15 protein-coding genes are annotated in these 23,333 nt (G+C 38.7%); 7 read left to right on the forward strand and 8 right to left on the reverse strand.

Annotated features, from left to right (window positions below; translation table 11 throughout):
* The first annotated feature begins 3 nt into the window (after window positions 1–3).
* The 6 genes from D0T66_RS10470 to D0T66_RS10495 all read left to right on the forward strand — a co-directional run bounded on the left by D0T66_RS10470 (window position 4) and on the right by D0T66_RS10495 (window position 11,468).
* Window positions 4–3,105, forward strand: a complete 3,102-nt coding sequence (locus D0T66_RS10470; protein ID WP_163357238.1) for a type I restriction endonuclease subunit R — start codon at window positions 4–6, stop codon at window positions 3,103–3,105.
* Entirely contained in the window at window positions 3,105–3,800 is a 696-nt protein-coding gene (locus D0T66_RS10475; protein WP_163357239.1) for a M48 family metallopeptidase, read from the forward strand. The genes D0T66_RS10470 and D0T66_RS10475 overlap by 1 nt, the downstream gene beginning before the upstream one ends.
* An 11-nt stretch (window positions 3,801–3,811) precedes the next feature.
* Window positions 3,812–6,592 carry a P-loop NTPase fold protein gene (locus tag D0T66_RS10480; protein WP_163357240.1) on the forward strand — a complete coding sequence of 927 codons (2,781 nt, stop codon included), beginning with the start codon at window positions 3,812–3,814 and terminating at the stop codon, window positions 6,590–6,592.
* Window positions 6,586–9,009 carry a hypothetical protein gene (locus D0T66_RS10485; RefSeq protein WP_221412217.1) on the forward strand — a complete coding sequence of 808 codons (2,424 nt, stop codon included), beginning with the start codon at window positions 6,586–6,588 and terminating at the stop codon, window positions 9,007–9,009. The genes D0T66_RS10480 and D0T66_RS10485 overlap by 7 nt, the downstream gene beginning before the upstream one ends.
* A gap of 78 nt (window positions 9,010–9,087) precedes the next feature.
* Window positions 9,088–9,996 (forward strand): DUF5655 domain-containing protein, encoded by a 909-nt coding sequence (locus D0T66_RS10490; protein WP_163357242.1) that lies wholly within the window; start codon window positions 9,088–9,090, stop codon window positions 9,994–9,996.
* Window positions 9,997–10,004: 8 nt separating this feature from the next.
* Window positions 10,005–11,468, forward strand: coding sequence for an RNA-binding domain-containing protein (locus D0T66_RS10495; protein ID WP_163357243.1), 1,464 nt, complete (start codon window positions 10,005–10,007; stop codon window positions 11,466–11,468).
* Window positions 11,469–11,889: 421 nt separating this feature from the next.
* Here D0T66_RS10495 and D0T66_RS10500 read toward each other — a convergent pair whose 3' ends face one another.
* The gene (locus D0T66_RS10500) at window positions 11,890–12,312 is read right to left on the reverse strand and encodes a nuclear transport factor 2 family protein (RefSeq protein ID WP_221412208.1); all 423 of its coding nucleotides are present in this window, start codon (window positions 12,310–12,312) and stop codon (window positions 11,890–11,892) included.
* 147 nt (window positions 12,313–12,459) lie between these two features.
* On the opposite strand from D0T66_RS10500, the gene D0T66_RS10505 reads away from it, so the two are divergent.
* Window positions 12,460–12,816 carry a helix-turn-helix domain-containing protein gene (locus D0T66_RS10505; RefSeq protein ID WP_163357244.1) on the forward strand — a complete coding sequence of 119 codons (357 nt, stop codon included), beginning with the start codon at window positions 12,460–12,462 and terminating at the stop codon, window positions 12,814–12,816.
* Window positions 12,817–12,842: 26 nt separating this feature from the next.
* Here D0T66_RS10505 and D0T66_RS10510 read toward each other — a convergent pair whose 3' ends face one another.
* The 7 genes from D0T66_RS10510 to D0T66_RS10540 form a co-directional block, all read right to left on the reverse strand.
* Window positions 12,843–13,208, reverse strand: coding sequence for an MmcQ/YjbR family DNA-binding protein (locus D0T66_RS10510; RefSeq protein WP_163357245.1), 366 nt, complete (start codon window positions 13,206–13,208; stop codon window positions 12,843–12,845).
* Window positions 13,209–13,351: 143 nt separating this feature from the next.
* On the reverse strand, window positions 13,352–14,131 hold the full coding sequence (locus D0T66_RS10515) for a DUF4253 domain-containing protein (RefSeq protein ID WP_163357246.1): 780 nt from the start codon (window positions 14,129–14,131) through the stop codon (window positions 13,352–13,354).
* A gap of 353 nt (window positions 14,132–14,484) precedes the next feature.
* Window positions 14,485–15,894 (reverse strand): sialate O-acetylesterase, encoded by a 1,410-nt coding sequence (locus D0T66_RS10520; protein ID WP_163357247.1) that lies wholly within the window; start codon window positions 15,892–15,894, stop codon window positions 14,485–14,487.
* Window positions 15,895–15,915: 21 nt separating this feature from the next.
* Window positions 15,916–16,758, reverse strand: a complete 843-nt coding sequence (locus D0T66_RS10525) for an alpha/beta hydrolase (RefSeq protein ID WP_163357248.1) — start codon at window positions 16,756–16,758, stop codon at window positions 15,916–15,918.
* 4 nt (window positions 16,759–16,762) lie between these two features.
* Window positions 16,763–18,964: a glycoside hydrolase family 3 protein gene (locus D0T66_RS10530; RefSeq protein ID WP_163357249.1), complete on the reverse strand. Its 2,202-nt coding sequence runs from the start codon at window positions 18,962–18,964 to the stop codon at window positions 16,763–16,765.
* Between the two features lie 9 nt (window positions 18,965–18,973).
* Window positions 18,974–20,539, reverse strand: coding sequence for a glycoside hydrolase family 43 protein (locus D0T66_RS10535; RefSeq protein ID WP_163357250.1), 1,566 nt, complete (start codon window positions 20,537–20,539; stop codon window positions 18,974–18,976).
* Between the two features lie 17 nt (window positions 20,540–20,556).
* A complete protein-coding gene (locus tag D0T66_RS10540; protein WP_185154835.1) occupies window positions 20,557–23,073 on the reverse strand; it encodes a sugar-binding domain-containing protein in 2,517 nt (838 codons plus the stop codon).
* Window positions 23,074–23,333 lie beyond the last annotated feature (260 nt).

Here is a 23,333-nt window from a genome sequence, read left to right on the forward strand (position 1 = left end):
CCTATGGATTCTCACATTGGCGAAAAAGAAATTCGGACACAAAAACGTTTAATCGGACTATTCGAGAAACGTTTAGGATATACTGTTCTGGGCGATTGGAAAGATCGTGAAAATAGTAATATCGAAGAAAAACAGTTGAAGAAATATCTAAAAAAGAAAGGATATTCCGATTCCGAAATTACTAAAGCAATCACAATTTTTAAACGTGATGCGAATGATTTGAGCGACAGCTTGTATCAAGCCAATTTGAGAGTTTATAATCTTTTACGTTATGGAGTTAATATCTTGTCGGAGGTGGGCGAGCAAAAGAAATACGTTCACTTGATAGATTGGAATAATCCGCACGAAAACGATTTCTACATAGCAGAAGAAGTAACCATAAAAGGAAGAGAGAAAGCAACGAAACGTCCGGATTTGGTTATTTATGTCAATGGTATTGCTTTAGGAGTTATTGAGTTAAAACGTTGTACGAGCTCTGTCCATAATGGTATCCGTCAAAATCTGGACAATCAGAAAGATGCTTTTATTCCTCACTTTTTCACTACCATGCAATTTCTTTTTGCAGGTAATGATACCGAAGGATTATATTATGGAGTAATTGATACACCCGAGAAATTCTGGCTTCGTTGGAAAGAGAGTAATCCCGAAGAAAAAAAAGAATTGGACAGAAGTATTCTTCAGGTTTTCGATAAAGACCGCTTCTTAGAGCTAATCCATGATTTCATTATTTTCGATGGAGGACGAAAAAAGGCATGTCGCCCAAATCAATATTTTGGAGTAAAAGCAGCACAACCTCGTGCTAGAAATAAAGAAAGCGGTATACTCTGGCATTCACAGGGTTCCGGCAAAAGCTTGACAATGGTATGGCTTGCACGTTGGATTCATGAAAATATAGATGACGCACGTGTAGTAATTATAACCGACCGCGATGAATTAGACAAACAAATCGAAAATGCATTCAAAAATGCAGGAGAAGAAGTAAAAAGAGCTAAAAGTGGTTATCAATTAATTGGCATGCTGAATAATGCCAATCCTTGGCTTATTTGCACACTTATTCACAAATTTGGAAAGGGTTCAGCCGATGAAGAACAAGACTTATATGGTAGAAAACGCCGAAAGCCATTAGATAAGTACTTAGAAGAAGTTGCAGATTCACTACCTACCGATTTTAAGGCTAAAGGCAATTTATATGTGTTTGTAGATGAGTGCCACAGAACTCAGGGTGGTTACATGCACGAAGCCATGAAAAAAATCATGGGTGATGATGTAATGCTAGTCGGTTTTACAGGAACTCCATTGTTGAAAACAGAGAAAAAGACTTCGTTAGAAACCTTTGGTAGCTATATCCACACCTACAAATTTAATGAAGCGGTAGAAGATAAAGTTGTTTTGGACTTACGTTATGAAGCCCGAAATGTGGAGCAATATCTTGGTAATAAAAACAAAATAGATGAATGGTTTGAAAAACGGACATTAGGTCTTTCTAATGTTGCCTCTGCTATATTAAAACAACGTTGGGCACGTATGGAGAAACTATTTAGCAGTAAAGAACGAGTACAACGTATTGTCGCTGATATTTGTCAAGATATGGATACTAAGCGAGCATTGGCAGGAGGTTATGGTAATGCCATGCTTGTTGCCGACAGCATTTATCAAGCTTGTCGTTATTGGGAAGTATTTCAGGAAACAACATTAAAAGGATATTGTGCGGTTGTTACAAGCTATGGTGCAGAACTGAGCGACATAAAAGGAGAATGTGTAGGTGAAGGAAAAACCGAAGAAGAATTCAAGTTTGATATCTACAAAAAAATGTTGGATGGTAAAACACCGGAACAATATGAAGAATGGGCTAAAAAAGAATTCATAGAAAATCCGGCTTCAATGAAGCTCCTTATTGTAGTTGATAAGTTATTGACCGGATTTGATGCACCTTCGGCAACATATTTATATATTGATAAAAATATGGTAAATCATAATCTGTTTCAAGCTATTTGCCGTGTAAATAGAGTGAATGGAGAAGAAAAAGATTATGGTTATATTATAGATTATCAGGATTTATTCAACTCAATAGCCTCTTCTATTAAAGATTATACGACCGAAGCATTTGAAGAATACGACCAAGAAGACATACAGGGATTACTTACCGATCGCCTTCAAGAAGGTCGAAAAGCACTGGAAGATGCATTACAGGCAGTTGTTACATTGTGCGAAGTTGTTTATCCGCAAACTCGTGAAAAGTTTTTTGAATACTTCGTTTACAGCGAATCAACTCCTTATGAGCTACAACCACAAGAGAGAGAGGACAACGCAGAAAAACGTGATAAACTATATAAGTTGGTGAGTAATCTGGTCAGAAAATATATCGACATAGCCAATGATATCGATGCTGCCGGATATACTCAGGAAGAAGCATCTAGAATAAAAGAGCAGGTTGATTTTTATAATGACCTAAAAGACGAGATTAAACTTAAAAGTGCCGATGCTATAGACCTTAAGATGTACGACCCTGCCATGCGTCAGCTAATCGATGCTTATGTCAGAGCCGATGATAGTGAGGAATTATTGATGTTTAATGATACTTCATTTCTTGATTTAGTCGCAATAGCAGGAGAGAATGCATTTGGAAAACTTCCTAAAGGAATTCGGAATAATTTGAAATCCATTGCAGAAACTTTGCAGGCAAACATGCGGAAGGTTTTCATTTATGAAAGACCAAATAATCCTGCATATTATGATAAGTTGTCGGATATTTTGCAAAAGTTGATAGATGAAGTCAAACAGGGAAAGACGGATTATAAAGAACATATCAAAAAGCTGATTGAACTTGTTCAGAACAATAAAAATAAAACTCAATTCACATATCCGGAAAAGATAAAGACCGATGCACAAAAAGCTTTATATGATAACTTAGATAAAGATGAAAAATTAGCATTAGTTGTCCACAACAGTATTCTTACAAATGCAATGGATGGATGGAAAGATGGGATTCCGCCGACAAAAACAAAAAAAGTAAGACGGGCTATTGCTAAAGCTATGGAGTTGCAAGAAAATGATGAACGAGTTACTGATGTTTTAAACATAGCGAAAGGGCAAGGAGAATATTAATGGAGCGAATAGTTGTAAATAACATTCCAATTGAAGTCGAATATAAAAAGATTAAAAATATTCACTTGTCTGTTTATCCTCCTAATGGAAGGGTTCATATTTCTGCACCGGAAACGATGAAACCTGATTCTGTGCGATTATATGCCATATCAAAACTAAGTTGGATAAGTAAACAGAAAGAAAAAGTCCTTCAACAAGAAAGACAAACTCCTAGAGAATATGTTTCAGGTGAAAACCATTACTTCAAAGGACAACGCTATCGCTTAAAAGTCATATATCACAAAGACGTTCCTAAAGTTGGATTAGGTGGAAAAAAATTCATCAACCTTTATGTGAGAGAAGATTCAACGGTTGTTAAGCGAGCAGAAGTTCTAAAAGAATGGTATCGAAAAGAGCTAAGGGAAACTATATCGCCTTTGGTTGAGAAATGGACGCAAATACTACAAGTATCTCCTAAACATTGGGAGATAAAACAAATGAAAACAAGATGGGGAAGTTGTAACACACGAACAAAAAGACTGCTTTTCAATCTTGAACTGGCAAAGAAACCAACTCATTGTATTGAATATATTGTCGTCCATGAACTTGCTCACCTAATTGAGCGACAACATAATGAACGATATATTTCAATTTTGAATACTCACTTGCCTCAATGGGAAGTATATAGAGATGAATTAAATGAATTTATAGTATAAATAATAATATCATGACACAAGTAGTTATAAAGCTTTCCGAGAGCACGAATGCGAAAAGATTCGCTGATAGCAATTTAATTCATTCAGATGAATTAAAAAAGGCAAAAGGCTGGATAAATGACAGAATAGAGAAAATAAAAAAGAAAGAAATAGATGAAAAAGAACGTCTTCATGATACAATCACTATCTTAGGAAGCCGAGGAAGTGGAAAAACATCATTTTTATTAAGTCTGTTAAATACATATACAAGTAGCGAAGATATTGAAGTTATTGATATTATTGACCCTACATTAATAGAAGAAAAAGGGCATATTTTCCTCACCATTATATCGCAAATTGCAGATGTGGTAGAGAAAAAATTGTCAAAAAGCGATTGTAATCCTGAAAGCAAAGCTTATCTAACTAAAAATCAGTGGAAGGAGAAGCTAAAATCATTGGCAGCCGGAATTCCCTCGATAGATGGTATCGGTGGCAACTATGATAGTTGGCAAGATCCGGAATTTATAATGGATAAAGGACTAAAAAATGTACGCGCTGCAAAAAAACTTGAGTCTGATTTTCATGAATTACTCAAATTAGGATTAAAAATATTAGGTAAAAAAGTTTTCATCATTGCCTTGGATGATATTGATATCGATTTTAGAAAGGGGTGGCCGGTACTTGAAACCATCCGAAAATATTTAACCTCACCATATCTCATCACATTATTAAGTGGCGATCTGAAACTGTTCTCCAAAGCCATCCGCAAACAACAATGGAAAAATTTCGGGAAAGCATTGCTAAAAAATGAGGGTGAGCAACTTCATAAAATGGATGATTATGAAGATTTGGTTACCGAAATGGAGGGACAGTATTTGCAGAAAGTAATGCAACCCCAAAGAAGAATTCATTTAACGACTATACAGGAAAAAATAAATATTAAGGGTAAAGAAAATATTGGAATTTATATCAATAAAGAAGATGATGAGAACAGAATTGATTTATTCTATGACAGTAAGTTAAGTAAATTTGGAATAAATAATCCATATCAAGCCGAAGCTTATCGTTCATTTTTATTGAGTTTACCAATTAGGACACAAATTCAATTTTTGTCGGAATTTGAAAATATCAACTCTATAAAAGAGGTAAACTTTATAGATGCATTCTTAAGTGATCTCTATGAAAAAAGGGTAGATATTGAAATTGCCAAATCAAGTAGTAAGTATTTAGATTCGGTTATATTGAAACTTTTGATACATGACAGAGTATTGGATGAGGCTTATCAACTTCAACCCACAACCACAGATATCAGCTTGAACAGCAGTTTGACCGCATTAAGTTTTCTTTTCAGTCAGAAAACGATGGATAACCCATATTTAATTTTTGATTATTTCATTAAGGTTGGTTATCTCAGAAATCTATTAAGTGTTTTGGGTTATCAAGAAAAAAATGAAGATAAAAAAGCTATTTCTATGAAAACTCCTTCTATCGAAGGTTTATGCTGTCATTCAGCAATTTATAAAGATGGTGTATTAAGGGATATTGCGTGCTATATGACTGCTTATTTGCAAGCAATTTTAGAAAATAATAGGAAAGGAAATAGTTCATGGGGAATGATTAAATTACCTGCACTAGGATTAAAGCAGAATGAAAAGAAAGAAGATATCCCATGGCGGATGGATGATGTATTTCGTAATGCTACTAAATATCAAAGAACAATTGCTTTTTTTCCTTTAAGCATATCTCAACATAATCATAGAAATGAAGGATTTCCTGTATATTCTATTTATGTATTATTGGCAACAATTGGAGAATTAATAAAAAAAGTAGATGAAAATGATGTTACAAAAGGGATACTTGAACTTTCTCAAATAAGATCATATCCTATGCCTAATTTCAATGTCACAGGATCAACGGAAACATATGATATTGAAATGCCAGATTATGAGGGAGATAGCAATGATGAGAGATTAAATGATGAGATTAGAAATTGGGTCAATCGCTATCCTAAAGGAAAATCAGTATCACCTCATCTATTAGGAAAAATAAGTACTCGTTTTTTCTATTCTCTTAGTAATATAGAAGGAAAAAGCGGAGCAGAAAATTTAGCAGAAAGCATACATGCTAGAATTATAATTCTAATGAATTCTATTTTGGTAGAAGATGCTAAAGAAAATTTGAAAAATGTTAATGGTCTAAATATTAACAATCCTAATTATAAAAGCACAATATTTATCAATAATCTTAAAGCTATAAAAGCAATTATCGATAAAAACAACACTGACAAAACAAAAGTTTCTATTGATTTAACATTCTCAAAATGGATATTATCATGCCCATTATTTTTATTATATCTGAATCCGAATGATAAAGACCAAAATGATAAGTTAACAGATATCTTAGTTCCATTTATTTCAACTAAAAAATTTAATGCTAATGAAGTAATGAAATATTCTGTTTTTAATAAGCTTTCGCAGGTAAAACATTCTAATCCGAATGAAAAAAAAGCAGAGGAAAATAAGTCACAAATAAGAATTGTTGGGAAAATAGATTTCAATTCCTTATCGCTTCCTATGTTTAGGAGTCAAAAAGAATCAGAAAGAAAAAGAGTTAAAGAAACACTTAAAACAAATAAAATCCCTCGTGAATGGTTTGATAATAAAGTCGATAAAAAGGAACAAGAGTCTTTAAATAAGCTTATACGAGAAAATACTAGTCATTTATTTAAAGAAGGAGAAGAAAAGAAAAGGCTAGAATCAGATTGGATTAGACAGTTTAGAAACTATTTAGCCGAAAATGACATATCATGGTAACCTCTTCCATCATAAAACATCTGTTGTCCGACAAAGATTCTTTGTCGGATTATGTCAATGGTAACATTCCTACATTTGATGATATTAAGCGTAGGCTATTTTTATTAGAGAGAGAACAGAACAGACATATACCCGATCACTACTACCGGTTGAATCAGAAAAAAAGTTTAAAGGGAATAGAATCATTAGGAGAATTAATCAGAATAGGACTTTTTCGTTTAGCTGATGAACACTTAGAATTAAGAGAGAATAGAATATATATAAAACAACTCAAACAGAATAAGTGGCAGGAACTTATAACGTATATCCCTCCTTTACTCCTACAAATGGCTTTTTTACATATAAAGAAACCATTAGTTTATGATAATTCGGTTGAGCTGATAGAATATTGTAATAAATATATTATACCTAATACCAAATATACGGCATTACCCTATCCATATATACCACAAATTAAAGAATATATAAAAGAAAAAAGAGGCTTGCACGATCTGCACATGCACCTAAATGGCTCTACTGAAATAGATATCGCATGGCAAGACTTTTTAATGGAACCCGATAAGATATATAATGACCTACAAAAAGGAATGAAATCACCTTTGGTCAAGGAACAATTTGAACAAGAAGCATATTTACCTTCTCCGTTATCCTTTCGAAATTTATTATTGTGCGCCAGAAGTATGAGAATATATTTACATAAAATATTGTTTCATACTTCAACTTCTGAAATAAATTGGGATAATATTAAATCGACTAATTATATTCTAGGCTACATTCTGGACTCTTGTGAATTAATTCCTGGTTCGGAGAATCCCTTTATTAATAATTCAGCCGACCATCCTTTTGCCGGAATAGTATGCAACAACGGTGAAAAGCCTAAATATCCAATGGCAATTGAAGGCTTAATGTATATGCTTGTTTTTAATTATATTGCTCAGGAACAAAGGGAGTCAACCGCATCCATCTTTCATTTTTATTTGCTGATACTTGGATTATCCAACCGACTTTTAGTACAACAAGTTCATCAATTCGGATTCGAACAATTTCAAAAACTGACAGTAAATGAATTGCGGGAAAACAGTGAAAAGGCATACCGGAATAGATTTTTTCAGTTACATGGAAATGATAAGCATAATATTTATTTTTTAGAAGGTCGGTTTTCTCCAAAGCCTACAGATGTGGGAAACAAAGCACTCATAAACGCTATAAATAAGGGATGGGAGGCTTTACTAGAACACATACAAGTAGAGTTACAGCTTCCGGAAGGAAATGTTCCGAAGCTAAAGCTTATAGCTCATTTTATAAAGAAAAAAGATGATGAAGAATCAGAAGATATAAGACATAAAAATCTTCGTTACGAAATTTGGTCAAAGGCAAAAGTCTTGGCTCTTATGAAAGCTAATGATCCTGCAATCATGAAAGATGTTGTCGGTATTGACGCAGCATCCAGCGAATTCGATGCACCTCCCGAAGTATTTGCTCCATCATTCCGTTATTTGAGACGTAAGGGCTTCAAACATTTCACCTACCACGCAGGAGAAGATTTTTTTCATATTATCAGTGGATTGAGAGCTATGTACGAAGCCGTAACATTTAATGAATTAGGTTGTGGTGACCGTATTGGACATGCTACTGCTGCGGGAATATCCCCCAAACAATGGATTAAGAATGTAGGAGAAACTATTTTTGTCCGGCAAGGTGAATATATGGATGATTTATTGTTTACATACCACCTTATTTTATTCAAAAACGATGAAAATTTAAAACAGAACATTCCTTTATTAATCAATAAAATTCATGAACTCTCCTATCTAATTTACAAAAAATCGTATTCATTGAAAACACTTGAGGATGCTTGGAAAATGAGACGGTTTTGCCCGGCTCTTCTATTTTCCGGCTCCAGAGACAACGCTTTAGCAAATGAGGTGTTTGACGATAAGGAATGGAGCGATATTGAAAATGAACTGATTGATTTGAAACAAGACGAAAGAGTTGAAATATTAAGAAAATACCATAGCAAAAAGGTTAGAGAAGAATATGATAATATCATTGAAATTAAAACAGAAGAGTTTTATTCTTTATCAGATTTAGAACTTCTTCAGCTTTTAGTTCTAGAAATACTGCATGAAAAAGAAATCGTGATTGAAACATTACCCACCAGTAATGTAAGGATCGGACATCATTTTAATTTTGATACATATCATCTTTGGAATTGGCTCAAATGGGAGAAAGAAGGCAAAACAATACCGCCGATTGTTGTTGGCACAGATGACACAGGTATATTTGCTACAAACATTTACAATGAATATGCAAATATTTATTGTAATTTGATTACATCCAATAAAGTAAGCCATAATGAAGCGATGAGAATTATTGAGAATTTGGATAAAAATGGAAGAATATATAAATTTGGGTGATGGTGTGTTGAAAAAATGTTTAAACAAGCTTAAACAGCGAGCAATAACTATAGGTACTATTAAAACAATAAGAATCATATGAGAATTTTTCAACATAATAAAAGCACATTAAACAGCTTAAAAGAAAAACCTTTTAAACTCGAAAAAGATATTCAAAAAGTAGTCGAAGGTAACTTAAGTCAAATTTCAGGTTATCGGTTTGTCAAGTCTGAGTTTGTTATCAAAAACAGTCGTATTGACACCTTGGCTTTTGATGAAGAAAATCATTCGTTTGTTATTATCGAGTACAAGCGAGACAGGAATTACAGTGTAGTTGATCAGGGCGTTTCCTATCTGAATTTAATGTTAGAATATAAAGCTGATTTTATCGTAGAATATAACGAATCGCAAAAACAAAACCTAAAACGTTCTGATGTGGACTGGTCACAAAGTAAGGTTGTTTTTGTTGCTCCTTCTTTTACTGATTTTCAGCGCCAGTCCTCTAACTTCAAAGATTTGCCTATTGAACTTTGGGAAATCAAGAGGTTTGATAATGATATTATTGTTATCAATCCAATTAAGAAATCTCAATCCGCACCGAGTATTAAGCAAGTACAAAATAAAGAAGAATCAAACATAGGGAAAGTCGTAGAAGAAATAAAAGTTTATACAGAAGAAGACCACTTGGTTGGAAAATCAGAAGAGATAATAGAATTGTATGAAACATATAAAAATGCTATCTTGAATTTAACTTCTGATATAGATGTGTATCCAAAGAAACTGTACATTGCATTTAAGAAGGATAAAAATCTTGCAGACATTCATATTCAACATAAAGGGTTGAAAATATGGATTAACATGCATAAAGGAGATTTGGATGACCCAAAAAAAATAGCCAATGATGTATCTCGCAAAGGACATTGGGGTAATGGCGATTATGAAATCACCGTAAATGACACTAAAGATTTGGAATATATCATGAGTTTAATTAAACAAGTAATAAACTGAATTAGAATATGATCACTCAAGAAGAACTACTCCAACTACTCCACGATACTGAAAGCTATCGAGTAGAGCGAACGACATCCAAGACAAATGCGGATAAATTCTGTCAGGCAATATGTGCGTTTGCTAATGATATTTCAGGCAATGGGAAGAATGGTTACCTGATGATTGGCGCGCATGACAACGGAGAGTTGAGTGGTTTAAAAGTAGATGATGAACTTTTGTTGACTATCTCCAATATCCGCACAGATGGGAATGTCCTTCCCCAACCGGTAATGACTGTTGAGAAATTCAGTTTTGAAAAGGGCGATTTGCTTGTTGCAGAGGTGCAGCCATCTGAATTTCCTCCGGTTCGATACCGTGGGCGTATTTGGGTGCGGGTTGGTCCGCGAAAGAGTTTTGCGACAGAAGCAGAGGAGAAAATTTTAATGGAGAGGCGCTTATCCAATATCCATACATTTGACGAGATGCCTTGCATGGGGACAACGATGAATGACCTTGATATTGATGTGATAAAAAGGGAGTTTTTGCCTCAGGCAGTAGCGGAAGATATATTGGCAGAAGACAAACGCCATGTTGAGGAACAACTTGCCTCATTGGGATATTATGATTTGCGGTATAATTGTCCAACCAACGGAGCGATTGTTCTTTTCGGTAAGAACCCGGAACGTTATCTGCACGGTTCGTATGTGCAATATGTGCGTTTCAAAGGCAAAGACCGAGCGGGAGATATTATCAACGAACAGGTTTTTAATGGAAATCTTTGTAGGGAGTTAGCAAGAATAGACACTTTCATTGAAACAAGTATTGCGCAGAAAAGACCGATTCCGGTCAGTGTGTTACGAGAGGAAACGGTTTCTAAATATCCCTACTGGGCAACACGCGAGCTTTTGATGAATGCCATCATGCATCGTGATTATCAGACGAATGCACCGGTGCTATTCTACGAATACGACGATCGTATTGAGGTACAAAATCCGGGTGGGCTGTATGGCAAAGTGAGTGAGGAAAATTTTCCGAATGTAAGCGACTATCGTAACCCATTCATTGCAAAAGCCATGAAGATATTGGGATATGTCAATCGTTTCAGTCGTGGTATCTATCGAGTACAAAAAGAACTGGTTGAGAATGGAAACGGCGAAGCGATATTTGATTTTGACCTGATAACCGCATTCCGAGCAACCGAGAATGTTTCACAACGGTATTTTGAGGAAGGTTTTGGGGCTGACACCCAAGAAAATGGGCAAGAAACGCCCAAGAAGCACCCAAGAAGCACCCAAGAAACGCCCAAGAATATTCAAGATGAAATAATAGAAGCAATAAAGAACAACTCTTCTATTACTCGTAAGGAATTGGAAGCCTTATTAGACCGTACACCTGATAGCATAAAATACCATTTGGCACAATTGACCAAGAAAGGAATAATAAAGCATATAGGTTCAACTAAAGCAGGCAAATGGGTTGTAATAGAATAAAATTTCGTATGTTTGTATTGGAAATAGCCTAAAAGCAAATATGTGCAGAACGCTGCAAGTTTTTGGTGACTTTTTAGAGATTATTCCTTTTTTTGAAAAATATATCAATCAGATTGATAGCCACTTAATCGAATAGTTCGATTCCTGGTGGCACCACTTTAAAAAGAAGCTAAATATCTGAAATAAAGATATTTAGCTTTGTTGTTTTGTGTAAAATGTACCCGAGTTTGTACCCATAAATTACATGATAGTGATTTTAGGGTTATATTATATCAGCAAATTGCGATCTATTATATTATTTATATTCAACCCTCTTCTATCTCTCATCAATAAACGAAACTTCAAAAAATAGACTATCAAAGTTTATTTAATCTCAGATTTATTCTTTTTCTTTATCTGAATAGTAAAAAAGCCCTTGCAATCAGCCTCCGACCATTGCAAGCGAATCGGCATAGTCCCTCCAATGGACAATTTTTCTGTCTTTCAGATATACGATAGAACAAAACTTGTTATCGTATCCTTTAGCATGTACCGCGTATTCCAGTACAATTACTTCGGGGTCGAGGCCTTTGCTTACTATCAGATTGTCTGCCGATTGCAGGGAAATCGGATATCCACCAAACCATTCCATATACGCATCCCGCCCCACTATTTTGGAGGTAAAACCCGGAATGTGATACATGAACTCAAAAACAGCATTTTCAGCCACTGCATCCCAAAAATGTTCTCCATCGACATAGCCTTTCAATCCTTCCATAACGATGCTGAAAAAGGGTTCTGCATTTTTGTTAAATCCCGGATGATTTCTGTCTACAACCTTTGTTTTACTTGAACTGTCTGTCATATACCTAATTATTAATTATACCGCAAAAATACCTATATTTGCTTTCCAATTGATATTACTTTCCCTTGGGAAAGCGCTATCGAAAAGGAAAGTAACAGGTAAAGTATGGATGAGAATAAAATTAAAAGAAAAACAACCTGCCAATCCATGAGTGAGGTTGATCGTCAACGAGAAATACTTTTGGTTCTTGATACGATGGCGGTTTTATCTGGGAAATGGAAAATTCCTATTATCACGACACTGTGGCTCGGCAGTAAACGTTTCAAAGAAATAATACGGGCTATTCCGGGACTGACAGATAAGAGTTTATCCAAAGAATTAAAGGAAATGGCGGAAGACCAACTTATTGAGCGTATAGTATATGATACTTATCCTCCCAAAGTTGAATACACACTGACAGAGCATGCCGAATCTTTAATTGAAATTATTGCGACATTGCGCGACTGGGGAGTGTTGCACCGGGAGAAAGTATTGGGAACGAAAATATCCACACATTGTAAATAAGATTTATGACAAACAGAGTAGCAGGACTACAACGAATAATTCTCCAGATATTCCGCTTGTGTCTTTTTAGGTAGTTTTTTCAACACTTCCTTTACTGAGTGACGAATCCAGTATTGAACGGTATCGTCGTTCATATCTCCGTTAAGAGTAATACTATTCCAGAATTTCTTGTTGAAATGCCAAGCTGCTTCCACGCTGGCGTAGCTTTCCCGTAAGTCAACCGCCTGCGTAGGATCGCATTTTACTGTTATTTTCAAGACAGGATCATCTAAGCGTATGACCGCAAACCATTTGTCGAATATCCTGAAAATAAGGTATTCGTCCTTAAAAGGCATATATTCTGTTGCTTCCTTTATAGAGAGGCAATATTCCCGTAATTCTTCGATGTTCATTTTTCTTGTTCCAGTCTTATTTTCATATCATTTATCGCCTGTAAAGGTACGCTTTTAGTCCATATTATAGCGGATCACATTTATCTATGTTACAACAGGTAACCACTCATGAATTAAGCACATTCAATTCATAGGCGTAAGTATTAATCCCACCACAGATAGATACCATTCATACGCTCCATTTCTTTAATAAGTTCGGTTTTGTTACGATAAATTTGTGTTATTGAATCGGGGCAGAATTGAATCACTTCATCGGCAAATTTCTTGAACTTCGGCGTGCGTTCGTTCCACAATTTGTGTTTCTTGTGATATTTTTCGTTAGTCGCACCCAACTGAAAATCATATTTGGGTTGTTCGTGAATGAAAAATATATGCAACCAATCCCTGCCACAACCCCAAAGGACTAAATCATACTGTTGTTGCCATTCTTCGATTTTGGCGATCACATCCGAATTATCAAGACCGTGATTTATTCCATTGGTTTGTTGCCACCTCAAAATATCGCTTGTAGTTTTATTTTTTGCTAAAGCCATGTAATATTCTCCATATTGCTTGCCGTCAAAATAGAATAGGGTATACCCTTTGTCCAAATATTTTTGTTTATTTCGGTAGATTATACGGTGAATTTCTTCCATTGACTCATCGTCCTTACGAACATAAAAGGCACAAATACCATCTAACCCAGACTTTTCAAAATCCAGATTTCGGTAGTCTAAAATAGAGGGTAATATCTTAATTTCGGAAACGTTATGCGATTTTATGATTTTTGCTAAACGCGGGTCTATACCAACTGATTGACACAATTGCTTTTCTTTTTCGGTCAGCTTGATGTTTCGGCGAGACAAATTATAGAAAAAATCCCTTATTTTCTCTATCGTTTCATCCGAGAATCCTAAAACCTTATTTACTTTATACCAATCCATGCCATAGACTACTTATATGTTTCTTTATCAATGACAAAATTAGCAAATAACTTGCGATCAGTCGTTATTTTCACCTTCTTAAATAATTAAGCTCCCGCTCATTATATCCATAAACTTATCCAGTCGGTTCGTCCCATAGATTGTTCAAACCATTTCTGTATCCAATCTTTATATTATCATCTTCCATATTCACAACCGATTGATTTTCTATAAAAAAAAGTGTTTTCAGTCAAATTATTGCTGGAATTGATTCTGAACTATTTGTGGTTACAGACTTTTAGCAGGAAAGTTCTGATAAATAAGATATAATGTATTCGGTAGTTCCCGTATTGGATTTGTTTTTTCAGAAGATCCTACATATTTTTTATCTCTTCTGTTCGGAAAGCTACAACTGGAATCCCTTCAGTAGAAAACAAATTCCCGATACTATCATCATCAAAACAATAGCTGATATCCACTTTTGAGGTGGACTGCAATCCACTTGTCGATATAACTAATTTACTCCCTTCTATTTTACCGGAAACTTCTTTCCATATTCCGTCGTCCCCCGATATTCTCAATCCTTTTATTTTATTACCTTTAATAACTAAGCCTTTCTTTAGGCCGTCGAATGTAATAAATATCTTATTTCCTTTCCGGTAAGCTTCTTTGAACACAGGACTTTCGTAATCCCCGACAAACTTGCCGTATGTATCGTCCAAAGCCAGATAAGAGAGCCGTAAACCTGCTCCTCTTTTATCTCGTGGGTGTATATCCTGTACGTTATCTACCATATCGGATACGGTTATCATTTTAACTTTATTCATCATTTGGGGAAGCATTGCCTGCTGTTCGCGCAGCCGTGCCGGACCGTTATCTGTGGATTGGTATGTGAATGGAGCTATCTGAACAAGGTAAAATGGAATCTCTTTATTAAAACCTGTACGCCACGAACCAATCAATCGTTGCATCAAACGGGCATAAGTATTGGCATACGGATGGTTGGCCTCTCCCTGATACCAAATGCATCCGGCTATTTCGTATGGCATAACCGGGCGAATCATGCTGTTGTATAACGCACCTGGCTCCGCAGGCCACCACTGAGAAGCACCATAGAAATAATCAGACACTACAGGGTCTGACATCACATTCTCGCGCGGTGTCCACACCTCGGCGGGAGTCCCACCCCAAGCGGCGACAATAATTCCGACAGGCACATTCAGTTCTTCACTGATATTTCGCCCGAAAAAATAGCCGATAGCGCTTGTTTGGCGCATGGTTTCGGATGTGCAGAGCTTCCACTGCGAAAAGCAATTTTCCTGAGGTGTAGAGGCTCCTATCTGCGGGAGGTGAAAGATGCGGAGATTGGAAAAGTTAGCGTTCTGCGCCTCTTCATCACCGTTATTTATACCGTGGTTCACACTCCATTCCATATTGGACTGACCGCTGCATAGCCAGACTTCGCCGAGCATCACATCCGACAGTGTGACTTGCGAAGAACCGTTGATATGAATTTTGTATGGACCGCCCGCTTCTCCTGTCCGGATGCGTGCCGACCATCTACCCATATTGGTCACTCGCGTATTTATCGTATCTCCGTTTAGCCATTCGGGTACAATGCTGATGTGTTCGCTTGGAGTGCCCCATCCCCAGATGGTAACTTCGGAGTTTCGTTGCAATACCATGTGGTCTGTGAAGACAGCAGGTAGGCGGATTTCGGCTTGTAGAGCCGACAGGCAAAGTATCTGGATAAGAAGGAAACAAAATATGCTGTTTTTTTTCATAAGTTCTTTTCTGTTTATATATTAGTTAATTTCTTCTCTGAGCCATTTTTCCAGTTCTTCTGTCCACTGGCGTTTGTAGATGAAGCCGTCTCCATATCCCCAGCCATGACCGCCTATAGGATAGGTATGTAACGAAGCTGATACTTTGTTGCGTACTAAAGCCATGTAGTAATTCACCCCATTAGCTGCCGGAACTGCATCATCGTCGGAGGAGAGGAAAATAAAGGCTTTGGGCGTATCTGCCGTAACCTGCAATTCATTTGAATATTTTTCAACCAGTTCTTTCGACGGGTTTTCTCCCAACAAATTCACTCTCGAACCGCCATGCGTGTAACTATTATCCATCGTGATTACCGGATAGAAAAGTATCTGAAAGTCCGGGCGTGTTTCCTTGCTACTGTAGTGAGTGGCAAGGGTAGATGCCAAATGCCCTCCTGCCGAAGCTCCCATGATACCTATCAGGTTGGGATTAATATTCCATTCGGAAGCTTTTGCCCTAACCAAACGCATTGTTTGTTCGGCATCCGACAAAGGTATCTCGTGATTACCTACCGGCATCCGATATTTCAATACAATGTAGGTAATGCCCATACCGTTCATCCAGTCGGCCATGGCATGTCCTTCGTGATCCATAGCCAACCATCCGTATCCCCCACCCGGACACATGATGATGGCTTTCCCATTGGGATTCTTGGCCGGATACACGGTAATAGAGGGGTCATTCATTATAGAACTACGTGAATCTTCTTTGGGTATTCCGTTGTCGTTGGGCGCTCCATTGGGCCATAACGGCATCTCAATTTTGTTTTGAGACATGATGCCGGTACTTATACAGATTAAACAGATAAGTAGAATCTTTTTCATATTTTTATTTAATGCTAATGGTTATTGAATTCTTAATGTCAGTTGAAGAGGCTGCACAGTGTAACGTAAATTTATCATTTTCCACAACCCATGCGTGCGCTGTGTCGTCGAAGTAAGCCAAATCTTTCACAGGGATAGCTATCTCCACTGTTTTGCTTTCACCTGCTTTCAGGAATACTTTTTGGAAACCTTTCAATTCTTTGGTCGGACGAGGCAAAGAGGGTTTGTTTTGCGAAGCATATACCTGTACTACTTCTGCTCCGTCTACCTTCCCTTTGTTCGTAAGAGATACCGATACTTTAATAATATCATCCTTACTATATTCTTTTCGGTCGGTAACTGCTTTTCCATACTTAAAGGTGGTATATGATAAGCCATAGCCGAATGGAAAGAGCGCAGGAATCTTTTTGGTGTCGTGCCAGCGATAGCCTACCAAAATATCTTCCATATACACCTGACGGATGCTGTCGCCCGGATAAGACATTGTGCCAAACGACATGGCTCCATTATCCTCCCAACGTTTAGGGATACTGAATGGTAACCTTCCTGAAGGATTCGCTTCACCCGAAATCACATTGGCAGTAGCGCTTCCTGTTTCCGAACCGAGATACCACGACTGCATGAGTGCCGGAATTTTATCCAGCCATGGCATAGCAACTCCGTTTCCACTAATGATAATAATACCTGTGTTTTTATTTACTTTCAGCAAATCTTCAATCAGTTCATCTTGTCCGAAAGGCAATCCGTAAGAGAGACGGTCGCCCGACTCACAATCCTGATTAAAGTTTTTGTTCAATCCGCCAAAATAAAGCACTACGTCGGCATCTTTGGCGAGCGCCAAAGCTTCCTGTTTTAGAGAATCGGCATTGTAAGGAGATTCGGTAGCAAATCCGTAAGACGTCGGACCTGAGCCGTAGCCCATCGTATAGAAGACTTTATCAGCTCCGTATTTTTCTATTAATCCCTCCAGTGGAGTGATTTCTTTACTCACTTTCACATTCGATGAACCTCCGCCTGTACTTAATCTGCGAGAAGCATTTTCGCCGATAACCACTATTTTATTATAACGCCCTTTTGGGATAGGGAAAAAGCTGTTGTTGTTTTTCAATAATACAATACCTTCTTCGCCCACTTCTCTGGCTACGTCGTAGTGTTCTTTCGTCGTAAAGCTGCCATAAGGTTTGTTCCTGTCCATATTGGTGCGAAGATTCAATCGTAATATCCGTCTAACCTTATCATCAAGGCTCGAAACAGGAAGTTGACCGTTCTGTATTTTCTTTAGATAGGGGTCAGCCAAATAATATCTGTTGAAGGCGAACTTCTCTCCTGTGGTAAGACCATCTGTCCATGTCCCCATCTCAATATCCAAGCCGTTAAGGGCAGCTTCGTCCGTATTGTGCGTACTTCCCCAATCGGAGATAAGAACACCGTCAAAAGCCCATTCTCCTTTGAGGATGTCGTTGTTCAATCGCTCGTTGTGCGTGCACCACTGACCACGGTATTTGTTGTAAGAACCCATTATGGCCCATGCTTTTCCATCGATTACCCCGGCTTTAAATCCCGGTAGATAGATTTCGTACAATGCACGGTCAGACACTTCAACATCGATGTGTGCGCGCCATGTCTCCTGATTATTCAAGGCATAATGCTTGATACAGGCAGCCACCCCATTTTCCTGTACGCCTTTTACGTAAGCAGGAACCATCTTCGACACAAGGAAAGGGTCTTCGCCCATATATTCGAAGTTCCGTCCATTGGCTGGAGTGCGATAGATGTTGAGTGCAGGACCCAGCAATACATCTTTCTTCCGATAGCGTGCTTCTTCACCAATAGCTTGTCCATATCTTAATGATAATTCGGGGTTCCATGTGGCAGCCAGACAAGTCATGGCAGGGAAAGCGGTGGCGGCATCGTTTGTCCAGCCGGCGCTGTTCCAACTGTTCCATTCCAATTCCTTATTAACGCCGTGAGGCCCGTCAGTCATCATTATCTCGGGAATTCCCAAACGGGGAACACCGGGAGTAGTGAAATTAGACTGGGCGTGTATCATCGCTATTTTTTCTTCCAACGTCATTCGTGAAAGAGCATCCTCGATACGTGCTTCCATGGACTTGGAATCATCTAAATAGATGGGAGTTTGCTGACTTTGTGCTCCTGCATGTATTCCGAACAGGCTAAGTAATATGTAAATAAATAGTTTTTTCATTTTTAAATATTAATATGCATAATCAAACCAGTCAAAATCGGCAATCCCTTTGGATGACTTTTGTGAAGCCGCATAGAGTGCGAAGTAGATTCCTGTGAATCCTCCAACAGTTTCGCTGCTTATATAGCGCACATCCATTTTTCCCATAGGGTTGAATGTCTTGTTATCCGTAGAATAGGAGAAGCTGTAATAATCGTTGCTGCCCTCTACGCGTAGATAGAATTTACCTTTTGGCAGTTCTACTTCTTTCTCGATGTGCTTCATATTGCCCAGACGGTAGCGCAGTGTAATGATTTGTTTGTCTTTATCGCCCTGACGCACAAACAGGTCATAGCGGTGTTCGTTGGTCATATATACAGTGATACCCCCTTCATCATTAAGCGAAGCTTTATCCAGTTCAATGGCAGTAGTGGCGGTACAATTAATATGTTGTTGCCTGCGACCTACGAAAGTAGGAGTCGCACCTCGGTCATCCAGCTGAACAGTGGAAGTTTTCAGTCGCAAGTGTCCCGAACGTTCTGTCAGCGAGTAGTTCGACATTATAGGGTTGTAGAGGTAATTCCACTCAAGTCCCAGTTTCGGTGTATCGAAGTTATTCCGGACAGGCGCAGGTGTATGTGGTTTCAAAGGTAGCGTTTCGCAATCCATTTGCAGGTGCGCAGTGCCGTCGCCGTTGATTACAGGCCATGCGTTTTTGTCCCATCGTACGGGAACGAGGAAGGTCTCTCTTCCGAGCATATGATGTAATCCCGATTGCGGACGGAAGCCAAGGAAAACCATCCACCAACTACCATCATGTGCCTGTACAAAGTCGCCGTGTCCGACAGCCTGTATAGGGTTCATTTGCGCATTCTCGTTAATGTGCGTCATAATGGGATTGGCAGGGTTAGATTCGTATGGACCGTCGATTTTGCGGCTGCGCGCAATGGTTATTTTGTGACCATATTCTGTTCCTCCTTCGGCAATAAGCAGATAGTACCAGCCATCTTTCTTGTAGATGTGCGGCGCTTCGGGGTAACGTCCGCCTGTACCGCCCCAAATAGCTTTGGACTCGGTAAGTTGCTTGCCCGTTTTAGGGTCGATTTCGCATAGGGTGATTCGGTCAGGGATAGAAAGCATGTAGCATTTACCGTCTTCGAAATAGAGGGAAGGGTCGATGCCGCCTTGTTCCAGCCAAACGGGTTCCGACCATTCTCCGGCAGGGTCTTCAGTGTAAACAATGAAGTTGCCTTTGTCGCAGACATTAGTCGTTATCATATAAAAAGTACCTTCGTGATAGCGAATAGTAGGTGCGTATATGCCGCCTGAAGGAGCACACTTTTTCAGGTTCAATTGTGATTCCCTTGTAAGGCAGTTTCCGATTTGCTCCCAATTGACAAGGTCTTTACTGTGAAAGACAGGTACTCCGGGGAAGTATTCGAAAGTACTGTTTACCAAATAATAATCGTCACCGACCTTGCACACACTGGGATCGGGATAGAACCCAGGTATTACAGGGTTGCTGTAACCTTGCTGCGCTACGCAGGGTATGGTGAGGAAGATGAGAATAAATATTTGTAGAAAAATACGTTTCATATTATTTAAGTTTTTAATTATTTGCATTTTATGTTTATTGTTGCGCTTTTCAATCCCTCGGCGGTAGCTGTAAGCTCAATATCTCCCTTCTTGCCATCTGATTGTACTACTACCAATGCCTTTCCGTTGAATAACGCTCGCGAAGGCTTTTTGAGGGAATGATGATTAGTAGGGTCGCCATTGTCCGTTCCGGCAATAAAGCCATTGCCCTTGGTACTGAAATTAATCATATTATCTGCTATTGGCACCGGATATCCGTCGGCATCCAATGCCTCTACAGTAATGAAGGAAAGGTCTGTGCCATTGGCATCCAATGTATCCCGGTCGGCTGTGAGGCGGAGTTCAACAGGATTACCTGCAGTTTTTATTTCGCGAACGAGGACTTCTTTACCGCCTTTGCGAGAGATGGCTTTCAATGTACCTGCCTGATAAGGAACGCGCCACCATACTTTCACCTCATCGCCTTTTTTAGAGCGTTTACCCAATGATTCTCCATTTAAGAACAATTCCACCTCATCGGCCTGATTATAATATGCCCATATGTCTACAGCTTGTCCCGGTGTCCAATTCCAGTGTGGGAAGATGTGGAGCATTGCCTTATCTGTCCATTCGCTCTGATACATATAGTATACGTCTTTCGGGAAGCCGGCCAAGTCAATTATGCCGAAGTACGAACTACGCGATGGCCACCAGTACGGAGTCGGTTCGCCCAGATAGTCAAAGCCCGTCCAGATATACAAGCCCGAAAGGAAATCATATTTTTTGGTAAGTTGCCAGCTGCGTTCGTGAGTGGTTCCCCAAGGCGTGCGGCTATTGTCATAAGCAGAGCACTGGCTTCCCTCTTTTTCATACGGAGAATCCCAACGTTCGGGACGTATAAACATTTGATCGGAAGGCATCTCATAGTATCCGCGCGTCATCAGGGAAGACGTGGATTCGGTAATAATATACTTTTTACCCGGATACATTTCGGGAAGTTTGTCCCAAAGTTCGTCGCTGTAGTTGAAGCCGTAAATATCCAACGCTTCCGATTTAAAGAGGTTGTTATATGGACGCGGCTCTTGATTGCCGGCAGTGATGGGGCGGGTGGGGTCGAGTTCCTTCACTATATTGGCCAGCTTGATGGTAAGCAGGGCGTTGGCATGCAGGTCGTCAGAGTGCTCGTTTTTGTTCATGCTTTTGGCAAAGTTGAACAAGATATTGGCCTGCTGAAGGTCGATCGTATCTACGTCCATGTGTACCCATTGTTCCAGTACCTCATTGCCAATGCTCCACATGAATATGGATGGGTGGTTGCGGTCGCGCAGAATAAAGTCGGTGAGGTCGCGTTCGTGCCACTCGGCAAAGAACCGTGAGTAATCTTCCGGAGATTTCCGTTTGTGCCACATATCAAATGCCTCATTCTGAACGATAAAGCCCATACGGTCGCAAAGGTCGAGCAATTCGGGTGCAGGAGGGTTGTGTGCGGTACGTATACCGTTGCATCCCATATCTTTCAATATTTGAAGTTGACGCTCCAAAGCTCGTTCGTTAACTGCTGACCCGAGACATCCCAAATCGTGGTGCTGACATACACCCTTGATTTTCAATGGCTCTCCATTTAATATAAATCCTTTCGCACGGTCGAATTCAAAAGAACGGACGCCCAGCGGAGTATCGTATTCGTCGATTACCTTACCTTTTTCAATCACTTGAGTAGTGATGCTGTACATATAAGGGTGCGAATCTGACCATAGTTGAGGATTTTCGAACGTCATTATTTGTGCGGTTTCTATCTTCTCTTCTTTGAGAACAGTTACTTTATTGCTCACTTTTACTTTTACTTTTCCATCGGTATCTTTAATGGTCGATACCAGTTCAGCCTCACGTGTTTCTTCGCTATTGTTTTCAAGCGTTACCCGCAAATTTACCTCCGCCGATTCCGCCGATACATTTTCGGTAGTTACGTATGTTCCCCAATGGGCAATATGGAGTGGATCGACTGTCACGAGCCTTACATTCCGGTATATCCCCGATCCTGAATACCAACGAGAGTTGGGTTGTTTGCTATTATCCACCCTTACCGCGATGGTGTTGTTTTCTCCATATTTGAGATATGGAGTAAGATCGTATCTGAAGGAAATATAACCATTAGGTCTTTCTCCAAGTAAATGTCCGTTTATCCATACAGAACTGTTCCAGTAAATACCGTCAAAGTCGATGTATGTTTTTTTGCCTTTGTCGCCTGCATCCGGCGTAAATGTTTTTCGATACCAGCCAATTCCTCCCGGCAGAGCACCACCTCCCGGAGTTGCCGGATTATCTACTGAAAAATCTGCCTCGATACTCCAATCATGCGGAAGATTAAGTATCCGCCAAGAAGTATCGTCGAAGCTCTCGATTGAGGCTCTGGGATTATCGCCCAGTATAAATTTCCATTCGGAATTGAAGAGGCTGACTTTTCTCGCCTTTTCTTCTGTCGTACCTTTTCCGTTACATCCATAGAATACCAGCAGGGCGGTAAACAGGTACAAAATCGTGTGTTTTTGTATCATATTCTTAAATTTTAAGTATTATTTATTTCAGTTGCTATATTGTTGAAATTTGTCACATTACAAAAATAGGATATACAGTTTGCTTCATTAGTCCCGTATGTTTTGTATGTGAATACCTTATGGAAAAGCATAGGGGGATTTTTGTTTCATATTAGAGGGTTTTTTGATAACGTACGCCTTTCTAAAACATTTGCCACCAAGCTGGCTGATTATTTATTCTATTTTTGCAAAAAACGTTGTAATCGTTACACAAGGTTGAT

It is taken from the genome of Dysgonomonas sp. 25 (genome assembly GCF_010501075.1).
In the GTDB taxonomy this organism is placed as follows: Bacteria; Bacteroidota; Bacteroidia; order Bacteroidales; family Dysgonomonadaceae; genus Dysgonomonas.

Coding starts and splice junctions, on each gene's coding strand:
- D0T66_RS10470 (WP_163357238.1), top strand. CDS start 4: ATGGATTCTCACATTGGCGAAAAAGAAATTCGGACACAAAAACGTTTA.
- D0T66_RS10475 (WP_163357239.1), top strand. CDS start 3,105: ATGGAGCGAATAGTTGTAAATAACATTCCAATTGAAGTCGAATATAAA.
- D0T66_RS10480 (WP_163357240.1), top strand. CDS start 3,812: ATGACACAAGTAGTTATAAAGCTTTCCGAGAGCACGAATGCGAAAAGA.
- D0T66_RS10485 (WP_221412217.1), top strand. CDS start 6,586: ATGGTAACCTCTTCCATCATAAAACATCTGTTGTCCGACAAAGATTCT.
- D0T66_RS10490 (WP_163357242.1), top strand. CDS start 9,088: ATGAGAATTTTTCAACATAATAAAAGCACATTAAACAGCTTAAAAGAA.
- D0T66_RS10495 (WP_163357243.1), top strand. CDS start 10,005: ATGATCACTCAAGAAGAACTACTCCAACTACTCCACGATACTGAAAGC.
- D0T66_RS10500 (WP_221412208.1), bottom strand. CDS start 12,312: ATGACAGACAGTTCAAGTAAAACAAAGGTTGTAGACAGAAATCATCCG.
- D0T66_RS10505 (WP_163357244.1), top strand. CDS start 12,460: ATGAGTGAGGTTGATCGTCAACGAGAAATACTTTTGGTTCTTGATACG.
- D0T66_RS10510 (WP_163357245.1), bottom strand. CDS start 13,208: ATGAACATCGAAGAATTACGGGAATATTGCCTCTCTATAAAGGAAGCA.
- D0T66_RS10515 (WP_163357246.1), bottom strand. CDS start 14,131: ATGGATTGGTATAAAGTAAATAAGGTTTTAGGATTCTCGGATGAAACG.
- D0T66_RS10520 (WP_163357247.1), bottom strand. CDS start 15,894: ATGAAAAAAAACAGCATATTTTGTTTCCTTCTTATCCAGATACTTTGC.
- D0T66_RS10525 (WP_163357248.1), bottom strand. CDS start 16,758: ATGAAAAAGATTCTACTTATCTGTTTAATCTGTATAAGTACCGGCATC.
- D0T66_RS10530 (WP_163357249.1), bottom strand. CDS start 18,964: ATGAAAAAACTATTTATTTACATATTACTTAGCCTGTTCGGAATACAT.
- D0T66_RS10535 (WP_163357250.1), bottom strand. CDS start 20,539: ATGAAACGTATTTTTCTACAAATATTTATTCTCATCTTCCTCACCATA.
- D0T66_RS10540 (WP_185154835.1), bottom strand. CDS start 23,073: ATGATACAAAAACACACGATTTTGTACCTGTTTACCGCCCTGCTGGTA.